The organism is Rhodovulum sp. BSW8 (assembly GCF_003314725.1).
GTDB classification, from domain to species: Bacteria; Pseudomonadota; Alphaproteobacteria; order Rhodobacterales; family Rhodobacteraceae; genus Rhodovulum; species Rhodovulum visakhapatnamense.
In genome coordinates this window covers 171,498-191,233 of record NZ_QNVX01000027.1, presented here as the reverse complement: position 1 = coordinate 191,233, position 19,736 = coordinate 171,498, and the positions used below count along the sequence as shown (strand labels likewise).

The window sequence follows — 19,736 nt, the reverse complement described above, 5'->3', positions numbered from 1 at the left end:
GTGGCTTTGGCCCTGAGCGACGATCCCGACTGGTGGCGCGGCGCGGTGATCTACCAGATCTACCCGCGCAGCTTTCAGGATTCGAATGGCGACGGGGTGGGCGATCTGCCGGGCATCATCCGGCGGCTGCCGCATGTCGCCTCGCTGGGGGTGGACGCGATCTGGATCTCGCCCTTCTTTCCCTCTCCGATGAAGGATTTCGGCTACGACATCTCGGAATATTGCGATGTCGATCCGCTGTTCGGCAGCCTTGCCGATTTCGACGCGCTGGTCGCGGCCGCCCATGGCTGCGGGTTGCGGGTGATGATCGACCTCGTTCTGTCGCATTCCTCGGACCGCCACCCCTGGTTCGTCGAAAGCCGGTCGAGCCGCACCAACCCGAAGGCCGACTGGTATGTCTGGTCGGACCCCAGGCCCGACGGCACGCCGCCCAACAACTGGCTGTCGATCTTCGGCGGCCCGGCCTGGGCCTGGGACCCGGGGCGCGAGCAGTATTTCCTGCACAATTTCCTGGCCTCGCAGCCCGATCTGAACCTGCATTGCAAGGCGGTGCAGCAGGCCATCTTCGACACCGCGCGGTTCTGGCTGGATCGGGGCGTCGACGGGTTTCGCCTGGACACCATCAATTTCTACTTTTGCGACAAGGAGTTACGGTCCAATCCTCCGCTGCCGGTCGAAGAGCGCAACGACAATATCGCGCCCCGGGTGAACCCCTACAATCACCAGCTTCATCTTTACGACAAGAACCAGCCGGAAAATATTGATTTCCTGAGAAAATTCAGAGCCGCGCTTGACGAGTACGGCGCTGTTGCGCTGGGCGAGGTGGGCGATGCGCAAAGCGATCTGGAAATCCTCGGGCAATATACCTCGGGCGGCGACAAGGTGCAGATGTGCTATGCCTTCGATTTTCTCGGCAGCGCGCCGCTGACCGCCGCGCGCATCGCCGCGGTCTATGCGCGGCTCGACCGGGTCGCGGCCGAGGGCTGGGTCTGCTGGGCACTGTCCAACCACGATGTCGTGCGCCACCCGACCCGCTGGGGCCTGTCGCCTGCGGCATTGCGCGGGTTTCTGACGCTGACGCTCTGCCTCAAGGGCTCGGTCTGTCTCTATCAGGGCGAGGAGCTGGGCCTGCCCGAGGCCGATGTGCCCTTCGAGGCGCTGCAGGACCCGTACGGCATCGCCTTCTGGCCCGAATTCAAGGGACGTGACGGCTGTCGCACGCCGATGGTCTGGGCCGCCGAGGACCTGCATGCGGGGTTTTCCGGGGCGCCGCGCACCTGGCTGCCGATCCCCGAGACCCATATCGGGCTGGCCGTGGCGGCGCAGGAGCATGCGCCCGAGGCGCCGATCCACCATTACCGCCGCGCCATCGCCTTTCGCCATGCCAATCCGGTGCTGGCGCGCGGCGCGATGGACACGGTGCGCGCCGAGGGCAATGTGCTGTCCTTCCGGCGCCGCGACGCGACGGCCGAGATGTTCGTGGCGATCAATCTGGGCGAGACGCCCGCCGCGCTGGTCCCGCCCGGGGGCGACTGGCTGCCGCTGGGTGCCGAAATCAACGCAGCCCGGCCGGGGGCCGACGGGCTGGTGCATCTGGGACCGTGGCAGCCCTCGCTGATGCTGCGGCGGAAGGGGGCGTGATGGCGGGTCTGACACTCAGCGGCGTGGGCAAGAGCTATGGCGCGGTCGAGGTGCTGAAGGGGATCGACCTCGAGATCGAGACCGGCGAGCTGGTGGTCTTCGTGGGCCCCTCGGGCTGCGGCAAGTCCACGCTTCTGCGGATGATCGCGGGGCTCGAACGGATCACCGCGGGGGCGCTGACCATCGACGGGGTGCGGGTGAACGACGTGCCGCCTGCCCAGCGCGGCATCGCCATGGTGTTCCAGTCCTACGCGCTTTACCCGCATATGAGCGTGCGCGACAACATGGCCTTCGCGCTGAAGATCGCGGGGCGCTCGCGCGACGAGATCGACGCCGCCGTGACGCGCGCCGCGCGCAGGCTGCAGATCGAGCCCTATCTCGACCGGCTGCCCAAGGCGCTGTCGGGCGGGCAGCGCCAGCGCGTGGCCATCGGCCGGGCCATCGTGCGCGACCCCAAGGTCTATCTCTTCGACGAGCCGCTCTCGAACCTCGACGCGGCGCTGCGCGTGGCCACGCGCATCGAGATCGCCCAGCTTAAGGAGGCGATGCCCGACAGCACGATGATTTATGTCACCCATGATCAGGTCGAGGCGATGACGCTGGCCAGCCGCATCGTGGTTCTGGCCGACAAGGGCGTGGCGCAGGTCGGCCCGCCGCTCGAGCTTTACGAGAAGCCGCGCTCGGAATTCGTGGCGCAGTTCATCGGCAGCCCGGCGATGAACCTGCTGGAGGGTGCGATTTCAGGCACCGGCGAGACGACGGAGGTGCGGCTGGCGGCGGGCGGCGGCACCATTGCCTCGAAGGTGCCGACCGAGCCCGGCGACAAGGGGCGCAAGGTCCGGGTCGGCATCCGCCCCGAGGACATGGAGGCGACCGATGGCGAGGATTACGCCTTCGAGGGCCGGGTCGAGATCCTAGAGGCCCTGGGCGAGGTCACCCAGCTCTATTTCGAGCGCGCAGACCCCGAGGCCGATCCGGTGATCGCCAAGCTGGCCGGGGTCCATGCCGGGCTGCGCGGCAAGACCCTCAGGATGACCGCCGATCCGGGCCGGGTGCATCTCTTCGCCGGGGGGCGGTCGCTGCTCTGGCGATAGCCCGCCGGGGCGCGCGGGCGGCGCTTGACGGGGCGCGGGGCAGGGCCGAGAAAGGCGCCACAGCCCTCCGGGTGCCGGTTCTGCCCGGGACGGGCGCCCATGAAGGAAGGATGCCCTCCGATGCCGCGTTCGATGGCCCGCCGGTCCCTGCTTGTCGCGCTTCCGCTGTTGTTTCTGGGGGCCTGTGTCCAGACCGGGCCGATGGGCTCGATGGCGCCCGGCGTGATCGGCCCGGTCGCGCCCGGCAGCGCCTGGGCGAATGCGGTCGGCACCGTCACCGGCACCGACGGTCTGGTTGCGAACCCGATGTGGAACGCCGAATTCTCGGGGCCGGGCTTCCGGTCCGATCTGGCGCAGTCGCTGAGCCGGGCGGGGATCCTGACCGCGGGCGGGACCTACCGGCTGAATGCCGATGTGCAAAGCGTGACCCAGCCGCAGACCGGCACCAGGGTGCAGGTGGCGATGGTGGTGCATTACACCATCCACGACGCGACCGGCCGCGCGGTCTTCGACCAGACCGTGACGACCTCTTACACCTCGCCGCTGGGCCAGGCGGTGCGGGGCGTGGACCGGCTGCGGATCGCCAGCGAAAACGCCGCCAAGGACAATATCGCGCTGCTGCTTCGCAGCCTCGGCGCCAGCGCCGAGGGCGCGCCGACCGGCGGGCCGCTCTGAGCCGGGGCGGTTGCGGCAACGGGTCGCCCTGCGGGACCGCGAAGGTCTGGCATGCTTCCCGGGACGCCGCCCGGCGCCGCCGCTCTGGGAGCCTTTGGGAGGATGACCATGCCGATGCCCCGCCCGTTCGGCGCACTCGCGCTTTGCGCGCTGCTTTCTGCCTGCGCCCATGGGGCGGACGAAACGGCGATGATCCCGGCCGCCATCGCGCCGCTGCCCGCAGGCAACCCTCATCGCGGCGCGATTTCCGGCATCGAGACCGCTGGCGGCAAGGATACCAATCCGGCGCTGGCCTCGCAGATTGCCGATGCCGATTTCAAGGCTGCGCTGCGCAGTGCGCTTCTGCTGTCTGGGGCCTATTCCGCCTCGGGCCGCTATGTGCTGAGGGCCGAGATCGAGGAGATCACCCAGCCGCTGTTCGGGCTCGACATGCAGGTCGGGCTGACCGTGCGCTACCGGCTGCAGGACCGCGCCGGAAAGACCCGATGGGAACGGCGGATCGTCACCCGCCATACCGCGCGGCTGGGCGAGTCGTTTCTCGGCTCCGAGCGGCTGCGCTATGCCAATGAGGGCGCCGCGCGCGAGAACATCGCGGCCTTCCTGCGCGCGCTTGGCGCCGAGGCCCGGGCCGGGGGTGTCGCGGACGTTTCCTAGCCGCCCCGTTCAGGCGAAGCTTGGCAGCCACAGGACGATCCCGGGCACCGCGATCAGCACGGCGATGGTGATGGCGTCGGCCACGAAGAAGGGGGCGACGCCGCGAAACACGTCCTGCACCGTCAGGTCGTCGCGCACGCCGGCCACCACGAAGCAGTTCAGCCCGATGGGCGGCGTGATCAGGCACAGTTCGGCCATCTTGACGACGAGGATCCCGAACCAGATCGCGCACATCGGTCCCGACATGCCGAAGGCGCTGTCCGCGGCCGAGACATACTCGCCCCCGTTCAGCGCCATCACCGCCGGATAGACCACAGGCAGGGTCAACAGCAGCATGCCGATCGCGTCCATGAACATGCCCAGCACCGCATAGGCCAGCAGGATCATGACGAGCGTCAGCATCGGCGGGTGGTTCAGCCCGGTGATCCAGTCCGAGAACGCGCCCGGCAGATCGGCGAAGCCCAGGAAGCGGACGTAGATCAGCACGCCCCAGATGATGGTGAAGATCATCGCCGACAGCTTGGCGGTCTCCAGCAGCGCGTCCTTGAATTGCGGCCAGCGCATGCCGTGCCAGATCGCCATCAGGAAGATCACGAAGGCGCCGATGGCCCCGCCCTCGGTCGGTGTGCCCCAGGCGTCTCCGCCGAAGGGGTTGTAGACGAAGAAGACGATGGTCCAGACCACGAAGAGGATCGGCAGCGCCTTGGGCAGGGCGCGGAACCGCTGACCCCAGGTGAAGCCCCGGACGGCCGGGCCGAACCGGGGCAGGGCCAGTGCCATCGCAACGATCAGAAGCGCATAGATGCAGGCCGAGACCATGCCCGGCACGAAGCCCGCCAGCAGCAGCTTGCCCACATCCTGCTCGACGATGATGGCGTAGATGACAAGGATCGCCGAGGGCGGGATCAGGCTGGCCAGCGTGCCCCCCGCCGCGACGACGCCCGCGGCAAAGCGCTTGTCATAGCCGATCTTCAGCATCTCGGGGATGGCGATCCGGGCGAAGACCGCCGAGGTCGCGACCGAGGCGCCCGAAACGGCGGCAAAGCCCGCCGTGGCAAAGACGGTCGAGACCGCGAGTCCGCCCGGCAGCCAGCCGAACCATTTCTTCGCCGCGTCGAACAGCGCGCGGGTGAGCCCAGCGTAATAGGCCAGATAGCCGATCAGGATGAAGGTGGGGATCAGGCTCAGCGCCTGGCTGGCCACCTTCGAATGCGGCACCTGACCGGCGGTCTTGACCGCGACCGTCAGCGCCCAGCCGAAGGCCTCCGGGTCATAGCCCTTCTTCGACCAGAAGATCCAGATCAGCCCCAAAAGCCCCGCCAGCGCCGCGGCAAAGGCCACCCGCATGCCCAGCAGGACGGTGACGAAAAGAACAGCCGTGACCGCAAGGCCGATGTCGATCGGTTCCATTCCCGCCCCCTAGTCGTCCGCGCCCGAGACATGGCCCGCCTCGGCCGCCGCCTGATCGGCCACCGACACCACCAGCGGCACCGCGACGGGCGCCGCCAGCCCCAGAACGAAGGCCCGGCCATAGCCCCAGAGCTGGACCGCAAGCCGCAGGCACAGGACCGAGAAGGCGACCGGCGCCAGAAGCTTGGCGGGCCAGAGCGGCAGGTTGATGTCGATCGAGCTGTCCCGGCTGAACAGCGGCGCGCCCCAGTCGAAGCTGCGCTGGAAATGGGCGAAGCTGCCCCAGACCAGAAGCGCCATCACGATCAGCATGGCCAGCGTCGTCACCGCCTCGGCCGCCCACAAGGCCCGGCCCGACAGCCGGGCCACCAGAATGTCCATCCGGATATGGCCGCCATCCCGCTGGGTATAGGCGATGCCCAGAAAGGCGATCAGCGGCATGCCCTGCTGGATCCAGTCGACATAGCCCGCCAGCGGCTGGTTGAAGACCTGCCGCCCGCCGACCGACACCACGGCCAGCAGCATCAGGGCAAAGACCGCCAGCCCCGCCAGCAGCGCCAGCTGGCGTTCAAGCCGGTAAAGCCCGCGGTCAAGCCGCGAGAGCGGGCTGTCATCCTCCAGCACCGGGGCATGGATGGCCATGGGGCTCTCCTTGGCTTGGGGGGACGGTTCGGGCGCAGGCCCGGACGGTCAGGCGGCGGTGCAAGGCACACCGGGCCGGGCAGGGTGCGCCGCCCGGCCCGGACCGCGCCCCGGGCAGGTCTTCGGGCTACTGCCCGATCTGCCCGGTCACGGTGTCGTAAAGCTCCTGCGCGGGCAGGCCGCGGGCGCTCATCTCTTCGATCCAGGCCGCGCCCACGGGGCCTGCCGCTGCCGCGCGGAACTCGGCCATCGCCTCGGGCGCGAAGGTGATCCGCTCGATCCCGCGCTCGTCGAGCGCCGGTCCCCAGCGCGCCATGGTCTCGCTGTTGTAATAGGCGATGTAATGCGCCAGCGCCTCGTCGACGGACCCCAGCAGCGCCTCGCGATGCGCGTCCGACAGCGCCGCCAGCGCGTCGCTGTTGACCACCACCGGGCAGTTCACCGTGCCGGGGTTCAGGTTCGTCGTCCACCAGGTACCGGTGTCGATGGTGCCGAAGGACATATGCGCATGGGGCGCGAAGGACACCGCCTTGACCACGCCGGAATCCAGCGCCTGGCGCACCTCGGTCGCGTCCATCGAGGTCGGCACCGCGCCGATGATCTGCATCGCCTCGCCGATGCCGCCGGTCGCGCGCACGGTCATGCCGTTGAAATCGGCCAGCTTGCGGGGCGGCTCGCCGACACCCACGAAATTGTATTGCGGCATCGGCGTCGGCATCAGAAGCGTCGCGTTCCAGCGCGCCAGATCCGCGACCACCGCCGGGTGCCGATACAGCGCCATCGACAGGTCGCGTTCCTGTTCCAGGCTGTCGACGCCCAGGAAGGGCAGTTCCAGTACGGTCAGCGTCGGGTTCTTGTCGCGGTGATAGCCCGCGCAGATCTGGGCCATCTCGAAGGCGCCGATCTGGATGCCGTCAAGGTTCTCGGTGTTCTTCGACAGCCCCCCATAGGACAGCGACAGCGTGAACTCGCCCCCGGTCTTCTCGCTGACCAGCTCGGCCAGTTTCTCGACATTCTCGGTAAAGGCGCGCCGCTTGCCCCAAAGCGAGACATTCCAGGTCTCGGCCAGCGCTTCGCCCGCAAGACAGCAGCCGAAGGCGGCCAGCGCCACGGCGCCGATCGCGGTTTTCATCGGTGGATCCTCCCTGATCTCCCCGGCTCAGAGTAACGGGCGCGGCGCGCCGGTAAAGCAAAAACTCGCGCGGCGGCGTTCGGCTTGCCGGGGCGGCGGAGGCATGGCACACCGGGACCGAGCCGCCAGGAGAGACCCGATATGTTCACCCCGCGCCCGCGTTTCGCCACCCAGACCCCGCCCGCAATCTTCCCGCCGGTTCTCGGCGCGCTGGGGCTGGGGCTGGCCTGGCGCCGGGCGGTCGATCCCTTCGGGGTGCCGGGCGCCGCGGGCGATCTGATCCTGGGGGCGGTCACGCTTCTTTTTCTTTTCATGGTGATAGCTTACGCGCTGAAGTTCGGGCGCCGTCCGGGCGTTCTGGCCGAGGATCTGCGGGTGCTTCCGGGGCGCGCCGGGCTGTCTGCGGCGGTGCTGTCGGTCTATGTTCTGTCGGCCGCGCTGGTGCCGCTGGCCCGCCCGCTGGCCGAGGCGCTGCTCTGGGCCGGGCTCGGGCTGCATCTGGCGCTTTTGGCGGTTCTGATCCGGGGGCTGGCCACCGGCCCGGCCGAGCAACGCCGCGTCACGCCGGTCTGGCATCTGCATTTCGTGGGCTTCATCGTCGCCTGCCTGCCCGCCGTGCCGCTGGGCCATGCCGGGCTTGCGACCGTCCTGCTTTACGGCACGATCGGGGCCGCGCTGGCGATCTGGGCGGCCAGCCTCGTGCAGGCGCGGCGCCTGACCGTGCCCGCGCCGCTGCGTCCGCTTTTGGCGATCCATCTGGCGCCCGCCTGCCTGATCGGCACCGTGGCCGCGTCGCTTGGCCTGATGCCGCTGGCGCTGGCCGCCTCTGCGCTGGCCGCGGCTCTGCTGGTGGTCATGCTGGCGCGCGCGCGCTGGATCCTGGCTGCGGGGATCTCGCCGCTCTGGGGGGCCTTCACCTTCCCGATGGCGGCCTTCGCGAGCCTGATGCTGGCACTGGCCGGGACGGCCGGGCCCGGGGCGCCGGGCGATCTTTTCCGCATCGCGGGCGGCGTCAGCCTGGTTGCGGCGACGCTTGCGATTCCGCCGATCCTTCTGTGGGTGATGCAGGCCTGGGCAAAGGGCATGCTCGGCGCGCAGACCAATGCCGCGCGGGTCTGAGCCTCTCTGGCCACGCGCCGCCCGCCCGCGCTAGGCTCCTGTCATGACCGAGTCCGCGCCCTTTCCCCATTCCGCCTGGCTGGCCGAACTGCCCGGCGGGCTGCGCCGCCGGTTCCAGCCGGGCGAGGCCATCGCGCGCCCGGGCGACGGGCCCGACCGGCTGTTCGTGCTGGATGCGGGGCTGGCGCGGATCTGCCTGAACGGTGCGGCGCGCGAGCTGACCATCGGCTATCTGCGCCCGGGCGGGATCTATGTCACCCATACCCGCGCCTGGATCGAGGCGCTGGCGCCCAGCACGGTGGTCTCCTGGCCGGTCAGCGAGATGCTGGCGCTGGTCACCCGCCAGCCCGCGCTGGGGCTCGCGGCCTTCCGCGAGGTGGGCCAGCTTCTGCACGGCGCCATGAACCTGATCGAGGATCTGGCCTTCCGCCCGGTCGAATCCCGGCTCGCGCGGTTTCTGCTGGGCGAACGGCGGCTGCAGGACAGCGACCGGATCCGGCTGATCGACAGCACCGAATCCCTCGCCTCGGCGCTGGGCACCTCGCGCCAGACGCTCTCGACCCTGATCAACAAGCTGATCCGCGAGGGGGTTCTGGCGCGTCCCGACCGCCGCCATCTGACGCTGTGCGACATCGCCCGGCTGGAAGAGCTGGCCGAACTGTCGGCTGGCTGACAGAACTGCGGCCCGCGCTCGCCTATCAGCACCCGGTCCCCCAAGTTCCGGCCCCGGAAGAGGAGCGCATGGCCATGACCGACCAGACCCCCGACCGCTACGTGACCTTCTGCGGCATCGATTGCGACCGCAAGGCCGACCGCCTGCTGGCGATGCTGGCCGCGCATATGGCGACCAGCCAGTCCCGCTGGGTCGGCTATTTCGAAAAGAAGCTGGCCGAAAAGGCCCGCATGGGCAATGACAACCTGCATTTCGTCGGCAGCCAGGTGAACAGCCTCTACGCCTTCTTCGAGGAACTGGGCGACAGCGCCGCCGAAGAGCTTCTGTACGATCTCGAACAGAACTGCTGCTGACCCGGCCCGCCACACGCCGCCCCTGCATTTTCTTCTTGGTGGAAATACCCCCGCCGGAGGCACCGCGCCCGCCAGGGCGCGGCCAGTCGGGCGCGGCCAGTCGGTCTCAGCCAGTCGAGGACGAGCCCGGTGTGCCCTGGCGATTGCCCCTTTTCTTTTCTTCCCTTGCGTGAAATAGGGAAGCGCCAAACGAAAACTCCCCCAGGAGACCCCCATGGAGATTCGCGAGGCCCTCACCTTCGACGACGTCCTTCTCGTTCCCGCCGCCAGCTCCGTGCTGCCCAGCCAGGCCGATACCTCGACCCGGGTCAGCCGCACGATCCGGCTCAACATCCCGCTTCTGTCCTCGGCGATGGATACAGTCACCGAGGGCCGGATGGCCATCGCCATGGCCCAGGCGGGCGGGATCGGCGTGATCCACCGCAACCTGACGGTGGAGGAACAGGCGCGCGAGGTCAGCCGGGTCAAGCGGTTCGAATCCGGGGTCGTCTACAGCCCGATCACGCTGCGCCCGGACCAGACGCTGGGCGACGCCAAGGCACTGATCGAGCGCTATAACTTCACCGGCTTCCCGGTCGTCGACGCACGTGGCCATGTGGTCGGCATCGTCACCAACCGCGACATGCGCTTTGCCGCCAGCGATGCGACCCCGGTCAGCGCGATGATGACCTGCAAGGATCTTGCCGTGCTGCGCGAGCCCGTCGACCGGGCCGAGGCGCTGAACCTGATGAAGGCGCGCCGGATCGAAAAGCTTCTGATCACCGACGCGGCGGGCAAGCTGACCGGGCTGCTGACGCTGAAAGATACCGAGACATCGGTGCTGAACCCGCAGGCGGTCAAGGACGAGCTTGGTCGGCTGCGCGTCGCGGCAGCGACCACTGTGGGGGATGCGGGCTTCGAACGCTCGCTGGCGCTGGTCGAGGCGGGCGTCGACATGATCGTGATCGACACCGCGCATGGCCATTCCGAGGGCGTCGCGAAGGCGGTCGAGCGGCTCAGGAAGGCCACCAACAGCGTTCAGATCATGGCCGGCAACGTCGCGACCGGCGAGGCGACCAGGGCCCTGATCGACGCGGGCGCGGATGCGGTCAAGGTCGGCATCGGCCCGGGCTCGATCTGCACCACGCGGATGGTGGCGGGCGTGGGCGTACCCCAGCTGACCGCGATCATGGATTGTGCGGCCGCGGCGGGCGACGTGCCGGTGATCGCCGATGGCGGCATCAAGTATTCGGGCGATTTCGCCAAGGCGATCGCGGCGGGCGCCTCCTGCGCCATGGTCGGCTCGATGATCGCGGGCACCGACGAATCCCCGGGCGAGGTCGTGCTCTATCAGGGCCGGTCCTTCAAGGAATACCGGGGCATGGGATCTTTGGGCGCGATGGCGCGGGGCTCGGCCGACCGGTATTTCCAGAAGGATGCCGCCTCGGACAAGCTGGTGCCCGAAGGGATCGAGGGGCAGGTGCCCTACAAGGGGCCGGCCAGCGCCGTCGTTCACCAGCTGGTGGGGGGGCTCCGCGCCGCGATGGGCTATACCGGCTGCGCCACCGTCGAGGAGATGCGCAAGAATTGCAGCTTCGTGCGGATCACCGGCGCGGGGCTGAAGGAAAGCCATGTGCACGACGTGCAGATCACCCGCGAAAGCCCGAACTACCGGATCATGTGACCGCTGCGGCGGCCTGACACTCTGACCCGACACGCCCGGCCACTCTGGCCGGGCGTTTTGCGTTTCGGGCTCAGGGCTTCGGTCCGTTCCGCGCCCGCTGATAGGCGGTGAAGCCGATCAGCAGCGCCAGACCCAGAAGCGTCGCCGCCAGTCCCGTGGGCGCCACCACCGCGTCGGGGTCGCAGACCGTCAGCGCCGTCAGGATCAGGATCACCAGCGCGACGCCGATCCAGGCCAGCTTCCAGCGGAAGGCCAGCCGGTCGGCGACACCGCTGTAGAAGGACCGCCAGACCAGCCCCGCCGTCGCCAGCGCGATCAGCGCCGCGCCGGTCAGCAGTACCGCGCGGTGCGGGCAGATCCAGGCGCAAAGCACGCTCAGCGAGGCCAGGAAGCCCGGCAGCACCGGCTCGATCCAGAGCTCGTTGAAGATCCGCCGCAGCGCCGCGCTTTCCCCCGCGGTCGGGTCGGGCGCGGGCCAGAAGCCGATGCCGCCGAAATTGTCCTGGAAATAGACAAGATCGTCCCGGAACTGGCTGAAATCCTCGGGATGGTCGTTGGGGTCGAGATCGCTGCGCGGCTGGCGCTCGACCTCGCGGTGGCCGGTCGGTGGCAGCACCGGCACGATCCGGCGCAGCACCTCGGTGCGTTCGGGGCCGCGAAAATCGCCATGCTCCAGCCGCGCGCGCAGCGTCTTCTTGGCGTCCGAGGTCGGGCGTTCCATGAAGATCAGGATGCGCTCGACCGGCGGCTTGGGGCCGCGCGCGGCGCTGGCGGCGGACTCGGCGCCGTCATCGGGGTCGTCGGGTTCCGCGACCGGCGTCGGCGGCACCAGGATCGCGCGCAGGTCGTTCATCAGCGGCGTGTCGATGCCGCTGCCGATCAGGTCCAGATCGAGCCCCAGATTGACGCCTTGCCCGCGCGCCGCGAGGCCCTCATGGGCCCGCGACACGATCTGCTGCAGCCGCCCGGCCGCCGGGTCGTTGTCCTTGCTGCCGGAATAGCCGCGAAAGATCAGCGTCACCCCGTCGGGGCGCGGCGCGTCGAAGATCGTGGGAAAGCCCTCGGCCAGCGCCTTGAAGGTATTGTCGGCGACCCGGGGAAACGGCGCCGAGAAGCGCAGGATCTGCTGCACCGCGGTCTCGATCTGGAAATCGGTCCAGTCCTGCCAGCCGGTCAGGGTGATCGCCAGATCGGCTCGGGCACGGTGGCGATGCGCGGCCTGGACGAAGTCGCGCCGCATCGCGCTCCATTCGGACTCGTCGGGAAAGTCGGCCCGCCGGGACCCCTCGCCATAGGCGATCTCGTAGCCGTAAAGCGCGACCCGGCTGACCAGACCGAAATCGACCTGGTTCAGCGGGTCGGGTGCGGCGGGCGCGCTGTCTGCCTCCGCCGTCTTGGGGGCGGCGGGCGTCCGGGGCAGCATCCAGAACGGGTAGAAGGCATAGACCTCGGCATGATCGAGCCGCGGCTCGACGCAGCCGCAGCCCGGCAGCGCCAGCGCCTCGGCCGAGCGCGCGGCCTGCGCCTCGGCGCGGGTCACGGTGCGGAAGGCGGCCTGCCGCGCCTGCCGCTTGACCGCCTCGAACTGGCCATAAGGGACGGGCGGCGGCACCGCCTCGACCGCCGCCGCGAAGAGCCGCTGATTGGGGTAGGTCAGACCGACCAGCTGTTCCAGCGCCAGCGCCGTCGCCTCGGGAATGTCGAGGCTTTGTGCGGCGGCAACCGCGTCGAGCCCGAGGATTGCGGCGCTCAGGTCGGGGGTCAGAAGCCAGCGCGCGTCGATCGCGGCCTCGACCTCGGTCATCGCGGTCCTGACGATCTCTTCGACCTTGCGCGCGGCGATCGGGTCCAGCAACCGGCGCACATCGCCCTTCAGCACCTCGGCATTGGGGGCGGGCGCGTACTCGGCATTCAGCAGCGCCTGCTGGAAATCGGTGTCCTTGACCGCGGCCTGCACCGCGCTGTCGGTGGCGTCGGTCACGCCCAGCGGCGCGCCCAGGGGAAGCTCGGGAAATTCCGGCACGCCCTCGGGCCGGGTGTCGAGCCCGGGCACGATCTCTTCGGCGGCGCCCGCCAGCGTGTCTGCGGCCAGCTCGATCTCGACCTCGAACTCGGCGCGGACGGCCTTGCGGATCGCGGCCTCGGCGGCCGCCTCGAGCGTCTTGCGCACCGGGGTCGAGAGCCCGACCAAGGGCGCCACCGCGCCCGAGGCCGCGACCAGATCTGGGTTCAGCGCCATGTTCGCGGCCGCCGCCGGATCGAGCCCGAAGCGCAGGCCCAGATGCGAGGACCCGGTGACCAGCGCGCGGATCTCGTCCAGCGCGCAGCGCGTGAGCTGTCCGCCAAGCGCCGCGTCGATGGCGGCACCGAGGTCCTCGGCGCTGGCGAAGGTCTTGCCGTCGAGCCCGGCCAGCGCCGTCTTGACGTCAACGGGCGCGATCAGCGTCTGGTAATCGGCCGCGTCGAAGGCGGTATAGTCCAGCACGGTGCGGCTGACCGGCTCGGCGCAAGAGGCCGGTTCGTCCGCCTCGACGGTCTCATCGGCCTGGGTGGCGGGCGAGAGGCTCGGCCGGTATTCGGCGATCAGCGCCACCGCCGCCGCGTCCGAGCCCATCAGGCGCGGCACCCGCGTCGCCTGTCCGGCCACCAGCCAGTCGGAAAATCCGGGCGAGACCAGCCGCGCGACGGCGCCGGGAAGTCCCGCCTCGATCCGGCCATAGGCGGCCAGCGCCGCGGCCACCGCCCGATCGCCCAGCGCATTCGGGACCGGGGTCAGCCCGGTGCAAAGCGCATCGGTGTCGGGCCAGGCCCCGACCGCGGTCAGCGCGGCCAGCCCGGCGCGGGCCTCGTCCGACAGGGCGGCCTCGGACAGGCCTGCGCAGGCCGCACCCTTCTGCCAGTCCTCAAGCGCGCTGATGGCCAGCGCGGGCGGCCCGGCCAGTTGCAGCGCCAGCCGGTTCGCGCCGGTTTCGGGGATCGCGCCCAGCCGTGCGGCCAGCGCCGGGGCCACCGCGCGCGGCTGCCAATGCGCGTCGGACCGCGCCAGCGCGCCATAATCGGCCGCCAGTTCCAGCGTGCCCGCGACGCTGTCGCGCCCCAGCCCCAGCGGTACCGCCCGGCAGAGCCGCACCAGCGCCTGTTTGGTATAGGGACCAAGCTTGCCGTCACGCAGGTATCTGCTGGGGTCGCGCAGCGCGCTGCGCAGCCCGCGCTGGATCTGGTCGATGCTGCCCGCTTCGGGCGGCAGCTCGGTCAGGGCCGCAAGATCGGTGCAATCGGCCCGCGCCGCGCCGGGCGCCGCCCAGGCTAGCGTGGCCATCAGGGCCAGACGGCAAAGAAGCGGGGCTTTGGTCATGCGGTGCGTCCTTCCTTGCGCATCTCGGTCGAGATCGCCTGCGCGAGATCGTGCGCGCTGACCGTATCGGCGCCGCGCCGGAGCGCGCTGATCGTGGCGTGATGCACGACATTGGTGATCGCGCCCCCCGCCATCTCGTGGCCGCGCGCCAGCGCATCGAGATCGACATCGTGCGCCAGCGGCACCCGGTCGAGGATGCTGGCCCAGAGCGCGCGGCGCAGTCCCGCATCGGGGCGGGGAAAGCCCACAACCGTCTGGAACCGGCGGAAGAAGGCGTCGTCGATATTGTTGCGCAGGTTGGTGGCCAGGATCACCAGACCGGGGCAGTCCTCGATCCGCTGCAGCAGATAGGCCACTTCCTGATTGGCATAGCGGTCATTGGCCGAACCGGACGGGCCCCTTGTGCCGAACAACGCGTCGGCCTCGTCGAAGAACAGGATCCAGTCGTTCATCTCGGCCATGTCGAAGACCTGGGCGAGGTTCTTTTCGGTCTCGCCGATATATTTCGACACGACCATCGACAGGTCGATCCGGTAGACATCGAGCCCGGTACGCTTGCCCAGCATCGCCGCCGTCAGCGTCTTGCCGGTGCCGGGGGGGCCGTAGAACAGCGCCTTGAACCCGGCGCCGACGCGGCGCGCGAGCCCCCACTCCTCGCGGATCAGGTGGCGATGGGCGTACCAGGCGACCAGATGCTCGATGCTGTGCTTGACGCCTGGCGGCAGGATCAGTTCGTCCCAGTCAAGCCGGGTGGTCAGGCGCCTGGCCGGAAAGCCCGGCGCATAATCGGGCCGGGGCGGGCGCCCCGCGCACAGCGTCAGCACCCGGTGCGGCGGCAGGGTCAGCGGCCCCGACAGAAGCGTGGCGCCGCCGGGCTCTGCGACCGCGCCGACGGTCAGCCCGGCCGCCGCGCGCAGCGGGTGGTCGGGCGCGAACAGCGCCATCGCCGAGATCCGCGCCGCGGCATCGGTCCCGCCCAGCAGGAACAGGGCTGTGACAGCGCTTGGGGCAAAGCCCGGGCCGCCTGCCTGCGCCTCGCCCCGCGCGGCACCGAATTCGGAAAAGACCCGGTCGATGGCCGAATTCTTGACGAAGAACGGGTCAAGCGCCGCGGGTGCCAGATGCGGTGCCAGCGCCAGCGCCAGAACCAGCCGCGCGGGCGCATCGAGCCCCGCGCTGTCGATCAGCCGCGCCAGTGCCGAGTCTCCGGGCAGCGCGGGCGGGTCGGGCAGGACGAAGGGCGTGGCGGTGCCCTCGAAGAAATGGGTCAGCCGCGCGGTGACGGTCTCGGCCAGCCAGCCCAGTTCGGCCTTCAGCGCCTCGGCATGGGGATCGGTCGGGCGCGGCTCAGTCATCGGCGTTTCTCCAGATCACGCTCAGCGCCTCGGGCATCCAGGGCAGCCGGATCGGCCCCAGCGCCCAGGGCAGCCCGTCCAGCAGCATGTCGAAGGGTCCCGGCGCGACCGTCAGCCGGGGCGCGCCGCGCGCGTCGGTCCCGATCAGCCCGCGGCGGCGGATGAAGGTGGCGCGCAGGCCCTCGGGCGAGGTCTTGCCCAGCCGGGTCCATTGCCCGATGACGCTGCGGATCAGGCTGTCGATCAGGGCGATTTCCGCGGGGGCCAGCGTGTGGCAAGGCTCGGGCCGGGTGCCGTCGGGCAGCCCCAGCAGCAGCCGTTCCAGCGGGTCGGGCAGGCGCGGGGCGGGCGTGGCCTCGGCCAGGGCGGCCAGCAGGGCAGCGGCGCGGGGCAGGCCATCGGCGCGGATCTGCCGGGCCTCGATCAGCCCGAGCCGGTCGAAGAGCATCCGCAGATAGGGGTGAAACAGCACAAGTCCGGCGCGCTCGGTGAGGCTGTGCGTGGCCGCCTCGCGGGCGATCCCGGCCGGCGGCGCGGCGCGGGCCGGTGCGGGGGCGGGCGTGGCCCCGGCGGCCCTCAACAGATCCTCGACCGCCGCCCGGGCGGTTCGGCGCAGCGTGCCCTGCGGTCCGGGCGCGGGTGCGGCATAGCCAAGCCGGGCGGCCAGACCGCGCAACAGCACGATCCGCTCTGCCTCGTCGGAGGCGAGCGCCTCAAGGAAGGCCCCGGCCGCCCGCCCGGCCGCGCCCGGCCCCGGCCCGGCGACCGCGGCAGCGGCCAGCTTGGCGGCGTCGAGGCCATCGCGGTCCAGAGGACCCTTGAGGCTTGCGGGCAGCGCTTCGGCGATCTGGTCCAGCATGCCGCGCACCGTTGCGGCCGCATCGCCAAGCGCCGCCTCGTAAAGCCCGGCCAGCGCCACCTCCCGCGCGCCCGGCTGCGGGGGCGATTCTGCCGATCTGGCTGTGCCCATCGCGGCCTCGGCGGGGCTGTCCCGGTCTGCCCCCTCCGGATCGGGACGGTCGGGGTCTGGGGGAGCGTCTGCCCGGGGCAGGGCGGCGTTCTCCGCCTCGGCGGGGGCCTTGCCGGTCTTGCCTGGCGCGCGATCGGTCGCCGGACCCGGCGCTGCGGTTTCGGCCGCCCCCGGCGCGGCCGGATCGGTCGGTCCGGCATGCAGTTTGTCTGAGGGCGATCCGGCAAGATCCGGTGCGGTGGAGATCTCGGTCCGAGACGGGTCCGCTTCGCCGCCCCCCCGCAGGGATCCGGAGGCGGTTCCTTGCGGCGGGGCGGACGGCCGATCCTCCGCAGGGGCGTGTCCGGCCGGTCCGGCCGGAGCGGACCGGGCATCGCCACCGGGCCGGTGGCCGGGCCATCCGTCGGGTGCCGCGCCAACGGGCGGCGCTGTCCGGTCGGTCCCGGAGCTGCCGTCCGGGCGATGCCGGGGCATGTCTCCCTCGGGCTCAAGCGCGTGAGTTACCACATCGGGGCCGCTCTCCGGCCCGGGCGATGCAGCACTGCCGGGGCTGGTTCCGGTCGCGCGCCCTGCGCGTTCCGTAGCGGTGGCCGGCATCCGATCGGGCGGTTCCCTGCCGCCAAGCTCCACGGTGCCTGCGCCGGCCCCGGTGTTGTCGCTGACCGCCTTGCGCGGCGCCCGTCCACCCGGCGGGGGGACGAGGTCTGTCGTGACGCCCGTCACGCCCGGCGCGGCGCCATCCGGTGCCCCCATCGCCTCGCGGGGCCTCGGGCCAGCCCGGTCGGTCTGCGGTGCATGCGGGCGTTGGTCCGGATGCTCGGCTGCGTCCATGCCACCGGCTGGGCTGGCCCTGGATGCCGCGCGGTCCGAGACAGCCTGCCGCGCCGCTTCGGGAGGCGCCTCAAGCGGCGCCTCCACGGCTGGCCCGGACGCAGGCGGTTCGGGGCGCATGTCTGCGGCAGCCTTCGCCCGCCTGGGGGAGCCGGCTTGCGGCGCGGAGGCCTCGGGGGCGGCTGTGCCGTGCCGCGTCTCTGGCACCCGGCCGGACTGTGCCGCATCGGGGGGCGTGCGAGGGAAGGCGCCGGCAGGTGCGGCGCGGTCGCGGCCAGATGCCGTGGGCGCGTCGGTCTCTGGCAAGGCCGGGGGGGGCGGGGCCGCCCGGCGCGGCGACGCGTCGGCCAGCGCCACAAGGTCGACCAGGGCGCGGGTTCTCTCATCCATTGGGGCAAGCGCCCGGGCCGCCTCGAGATCGACCGGCCGGGCCTCAAGGAGGGCGCGCGCCACGGCGCGCCGGGCCGAGACCGGATCGCGCGCGGTGCGCTCGAGTGCCGCGACCGCGTCCGACAGGGCCTGCGCCCCCTCTGGCAGAAGCGCCGCGATCAGCCGCGCGATGTCCTCCGGCGCGAGCCCGGCCAGTATCTGAGCGGTCCCGCCCGGATGGTCGAGCGCAGCCTGCCGCAGCCCCTGCGCCGCGGCCCGGGCGGCCCCGCCCCCGGAGGCAAGTGCGGCCGATATCTCGGGCGGCGGGACGGATGTCAGCTGCGCCGCGATCCGGTCAAGCGTTTCAGGCGTGACCCGGGCGCTGTCGCTGCCGCCGATGCGGGTCCCGACAAGAGCGGGAACCAGCCGCCGGGCCGCGCTTTGGCGCGCGGCCGTCCGGGGCGTTGCCGATGCGGCGGGGGCGGTTTTGTCCGGTGCCGCGGGGGCATCGGAGGCGGCCTCCGCGAAGGCAGGCTGCGACGGTCTTTCCGATGCGTCCTCGGCGTCCGCCTCACGGTCTTGCCGATGGCGGGCCTGCGGGATCGGCCCGCCCTCGCGCGGTGCTTCGCGGGACTGGGCTTCGTTGGGCGGTGCTTCGCGGGGCGGGGCTGCCGGTTCGGCGCGGCCGACGGGGTCCGGGATTTCGGTTTGCTGCCCGGTGCCCGTCGTCGCCTCTGTCGCGGGGGCGGTGCCGATGCCGTCTGCCCCATCGGGGGCCGGACCCGGGGCGGCGGCCCACATGTCGCGCGCCGCAACGGTCGTCGGGGCGCGGGGGGCCACCGGAGACCGGAAAGCCTCCTGCGCCGCGGGGCTGGCGGCGGATTGCCCGCCGCTTCCGGCCTGCGCCTGCGCGGTCGCGGCGCCCGTCGACGGTTTCGGCGAGGTCGCCGCCGCAAGACCGGCCGTCTCCGCGCCGTCGATCCGCATTGCGTCGTCCTGCTCCGGCCGCTCCGGCGGCGCCTGCCGCGGCGGCGCGGATCGGTCCCCGGGCAGATTTCTCGGCCCGGTTGTGTCAGGCCGGTCCGGCACGGGGCTTTTCGTGGGCGCAGGAGGGTCCGGGCTTTCGCGGCTCAGGGATCGGCTGTCCGGTGGCGGTCCCCCAAGCCGAGCGCCGGACGACAGCAGGTCGGGCGGTGCCGAGGCGCCTTCGGGCGGATGCCCCCCGAGGGCGCTTGCCGAACCGCTTTCCGTTTGCGTCGCAGAAGTCTGGGGGGCTGCGCCTGTCGCCTCTGGCGTGGTCTCGGGGGCTTCCGACAGGGGATTTGCCGTTGGGATCGCCCCGGCCGAGGGGCCGGACGGCGCCCGGTTCTGGCCCGGCTCGGCCGGTCGGGTGACAGCGGCCGGGCCTTCGATCGAGGCTGCGCCGGAGACGTCGCCGGACGGGGCGGTTCGAGCCATCGGCACCTTGGCTGCGGCTTTGGCCGAGGTCGGGATGTCCCGGCCGACAGCGTCTGGCGATGCCGCGGACCCTGATGGCGCGGGGGCGTCCGGACTGCCGGCGCGGGGCGGGCCCGGGATTGCGTCGGCCGGGCCGCCGGTCTTTGCCTCAAGGACGGTGGCTGTCCGGTCTGCCCTCTGGCCCGCGGCCCTTGCCCGGGCATCGCCCCTGCCGGTCGATGAGGTCGAGGCGGTGCCCCCCCCAGGGACGTTGCGCGAAGAGGGGGCGGGGTCGGGCGTCGATGGCACCGACGGGGCGAGGACGGGGACGCGGCTGGTGCCGGGGAGTGCGACAAGACCGTT

Annotated in this window: 14 protein-coding genes; 8 read left to right on the top strand and 6 right to left on the bottom strand. The window is 71.1% G+C overall.

Annotated elements, in window-relative coordinates:
- The first annotated feature begins 12 nt into the window (after nucleotides 1-12).
- The 4 genes from DSD19_RS12975 (at nucleotide 13) to DSD19_RS12960 (ending at nucleotide 4,064) form a co-directional block, all read left to right on the top strand.
- Complete coding sequence (locus tag DSD19_RS12975; RefSeq protein WP_113669915.1) at nucleotides 13-1,641, top strand: alpha-amylase family glycosyl hydrolase; 1,629 nt, start codon at nucleotides 13-15, stop codon at nucleotides 1,639-1,641.
- Complete coding sequence (locus DSD19_RS12970) at nucleotides 1,641-2,735, top strand: ABC transporter ATP-binding protein (RefSeq protein ID WP_113669887.1); 1,095 nt, start codon at nucleotides 1,641-1,643, stop codon at nucleotides 2,733-2,735. The genes DSD19_RS12975 and DSD19_RS12970 overlap by 1 nt, the downstream gene beginning before the upstream one ends.
- 120 nt (nucleotides 2,736-2,855) lie before the next feature.
- Entirely contained in the window at nucleotides 2,856-3,410 is a 555-nt protein-coding gene (locus DSD19_RS12965) for a hypothetical protein (RefSeq protein ID WP_113669886.1), read from the top strand.
- Nucleotides 3,411-3,518: 108 nt separating this feature from the next.
- Nucleotides 3,519-4,064 carry a hypothetical protein gene (locus DSD19_RS12960; protein ID WP_113669885.1) on the top strand — a complete coding sequence of 182 codons (546 nt, stop codon included), beginning with the start codon at nucleotides 3,519-3,521 and terminating at the stop codon, nucleotides 4,062-4,064.
- 9 nt (nucleotides 4,065-4,073) lie between these two features.
- Here DSD19_RS12960 and DSD19_RS12955 read toward each other — a convergent pair whose 3' ends face one another.
- The 3 genes from DSD19_RS12955 to dctP all read right to left on the bottom strand — a co-directional run bounded on the left by DSD19_RS12955 (nucleotide 4,074) and on the right by dctP (nucleotide 7,248).
- Entirely contained in the window at nucleotides 4,074-5,474 is a 1,401-nt protein-coding gene (locus DSD19_RS12955; protein ID WP_113669884.1) for a TRAP transporter large permease, read from the bottom strand.
- A gap of 9 nt (nucleotides 5,475-5,483) precedes the next feature.
- A complete protein-coding gene (locus DSD19_RS12950) occupies nucleotides 5,484-6,116 on the bottom strand; it encodes a TRAP transporter small permease subunit (RefSeq protein WP_075786058.1) in 633 nt (210 codons plus the stop codon).
- Nucleotides 6,117-6,243: 127 nt separating this feature from the next.
- A complete protein-coding gene (gene dctP / locus DSD19_RS12945) occupies nucleotides 6,244-7,248 on the bottom strand; it encodes a TRAP transporter substrate-binding protein DctP (protein WP_113669883.1) in 1,005 nt (334 codons plus the stop codon).
- Nucleotides 7,249-7,389: 141 nt separating this feature from the next.
- Here dctP and DSD19_RS12940 point away from each other — a divergent pair, with 141 nt between their 5' ends.
- From DSD19_RS12940 to guaB, 4 genes are all read left to right on the top strand, one after another.
- The gene (locus DSD19_RS12940) at nucleotides 7,390-8,367 is read left to right on the top strand and encodes a tellurium resistance protein (protein WP_113669882.1); all 978 of its coding nucleotides are present in this window, start codon (nucleotides 7,390-7,392) and stop codon (nucleotides 8,365-8,367) included.
- Between the two features lie 43 nt (nucleotides 8,368-8,410).
- Nucleotides 8,411-9,040: a Crp/Fnr family transcriptional regulator gene (locus DSD19_RS12935; protein ID WP_075786055.1), complete on the top strand. Its 630-nt coding sequence runs from the start codon at nucleotides 8,411-8,413 to the stop codon at nucleotides 9,038-9,040.
- A 74-nt stretch (nucleotides 9,041-9,114) separates the two neighbouring features.
- Entirely contained in the window at nucleotides 9,115-9,393 is a 279-nt protein-coding gene (cowN, locus tag DSD19_RS12930; protein ID WP_075787587.1) for a N(2)-fixation sustaining protein CowN, read from the top strand.
- A gap of 214 nt (nucleotides 9,394-9,607) precedes the next feature.
- Nucleotides 9,608-11,056, top strand: coding sequence for an IMP dehydrogenase (gene guaB, locus DSD19_RS12925; protein ID WP_113669881.1), 1,449 nt, complete (start codon nucleotides 9,608-9,610; stop codon nucleotides 11,054-11,056).
- Nucleotides 11,057-11,126: 70 nt separating this feature from the next.
- Here the strand turns inward: guaB and DSD19_RS12920 are convergent, their stop codons facing one another.
- The 3 genes from DSD19_RS12920 to DSD19_RS21480 are packed head-to-tail and all read right to left on the bottom strand — an operon-like array spanning nucleotide 11,127 to nucleotide 16,736.
- The gene (locus DSD19_RS12920; RefSeq protein ID WP_113669880.1) at nucleotides 11,127-14,411 is read right to left on the bottom strand and encodes a hypothetical protein; all 3,285 of its coding nucleotides are present in this window, start codon (nucleotides 14,409-14,411) and stop codon (nucleotides 11,127-11,129) included.
- Nucleotides 14,408-15,766, bottom strand: a complete 1,359-nt coding sequence (locus DSD19_RS12915) for an ATP-binding protein (RefSeq protein WP_113669879.1) — start codon at nucleotides 15,764-15,766, stop codon at nucleotides 14,408-14,410. The genes DSD19_RS12920 and DSD19_RS12915 overlap by 4 nt, the downstream gene beginning before the upstream one ends.
- A complete protein-coding gene (locus DSD19_RS21480) occupies nucleotides 15,759-16,736 on the bottom strand; it encodes a contractile injection system tape measure protein (RefSeq protein WP_133260431.1) in 978 nt (325 codons plus the stop codon). The genes DSD19_RS12915 and DSD19_RS21480 overlap by 8 nt, the downstream gene beginning before the upstream one ends.
- Nucleotides 16,737-19,736: the final 3,000 nt, after the last annotated feature.

Bases quoted from the DNA above. Each gene is read 5' to 3' on its own strand.
- DSD19_RS12970 (WP_113669887.1), top strand. From the start codon at position 1,641: ATGGCGGGTCTGACACTCAGCGGCGTGGGCAAGAGCTATGGCGCGGTC.
- DSD19_RS12965 (WP_113669886.1), top strand. From the start codon at position 2,856: ATGCCGCGTTCGATGGCCCGCCGGTCCCTGCTTGTCGCGCTTCCGCTG.
- DSD19_RS12960 (WP_113669885.1), top strand. From the start codon at position 3,519: ATGCCGATGCCCCGCCCGTTCGGCGCACTCGCGCTTTGCGCGCTGCTT.
- DSD19_RS12955 (WP_113669884.1), bottom strand. From the start codon at position 5,474: ATGGAACCGATCGACATCGGCCTTGCGGTCACGGCTGTTCTTTTCGTC.
- DSD19_RS12950 (WP_075786058.1), bottom strand. From the start codon at position 6,116: ATGGCCATCCATGCCCCGGTGCTGGAGGATGACAGCCCGCTCTCGCGG.
- dctP (WP_113669883.1), bottom strand. From the start codon at position 7,248: ATGAAAACCGCGATCGGCGCCGTGGCGCTGGCCGCCTTCGGCTGCTGT.
- DSD19_RS12940 (WP_113669882.1), top strand. From the start codon at position 7,390: ATGTTCACCCCGCGCCCGCGTTTCGCCACCCAGACCCCGCCCGCAATC.
- DSD19_RS12935 (WP_075786055.1), top strand. From the start codon at position 8,411: ATGACCGAGTCCGCGCCCTTTCCCCATTCCGCCTGGCTGGCCGAACTG.
- cowN (WP_075787587.1), top strand. From the start codon at position 9,115: ATGACCGACCAGACCCCCGACCGCTACGTGACCTTCTGCGGCATCGAT.
- guaB (WP_113669881.1), top strand. From the start codon at position 9,608: ATGGAGATTCGCGAGGCCCTCACCTTCGACGACGTCCTTCTCGTTCCC.
- DSD19_RS12920 (WP_113669880.1), bottom strand. From the start codon at position 14,411: ATGACCAAAGCCCCGCTTCTTTGCCGTCTGGCCCTGATGGCCACGCTA.
- DSD19_RS12915 (WP_113669879.1), bottom strand. From the start codon at position 15,766: ATGACTGAGCCGCGCCCGACCGATCCCCATGCCGAGGCGCTGAAGGCC.
- DSD19_RS21480 (WP_133260431.1), bottom strand. From the start codon at position 16,736: ATGGGCACAGCCAGATCGGCAGAATCGCCCCCGCAGCCGGGCGCGCGG.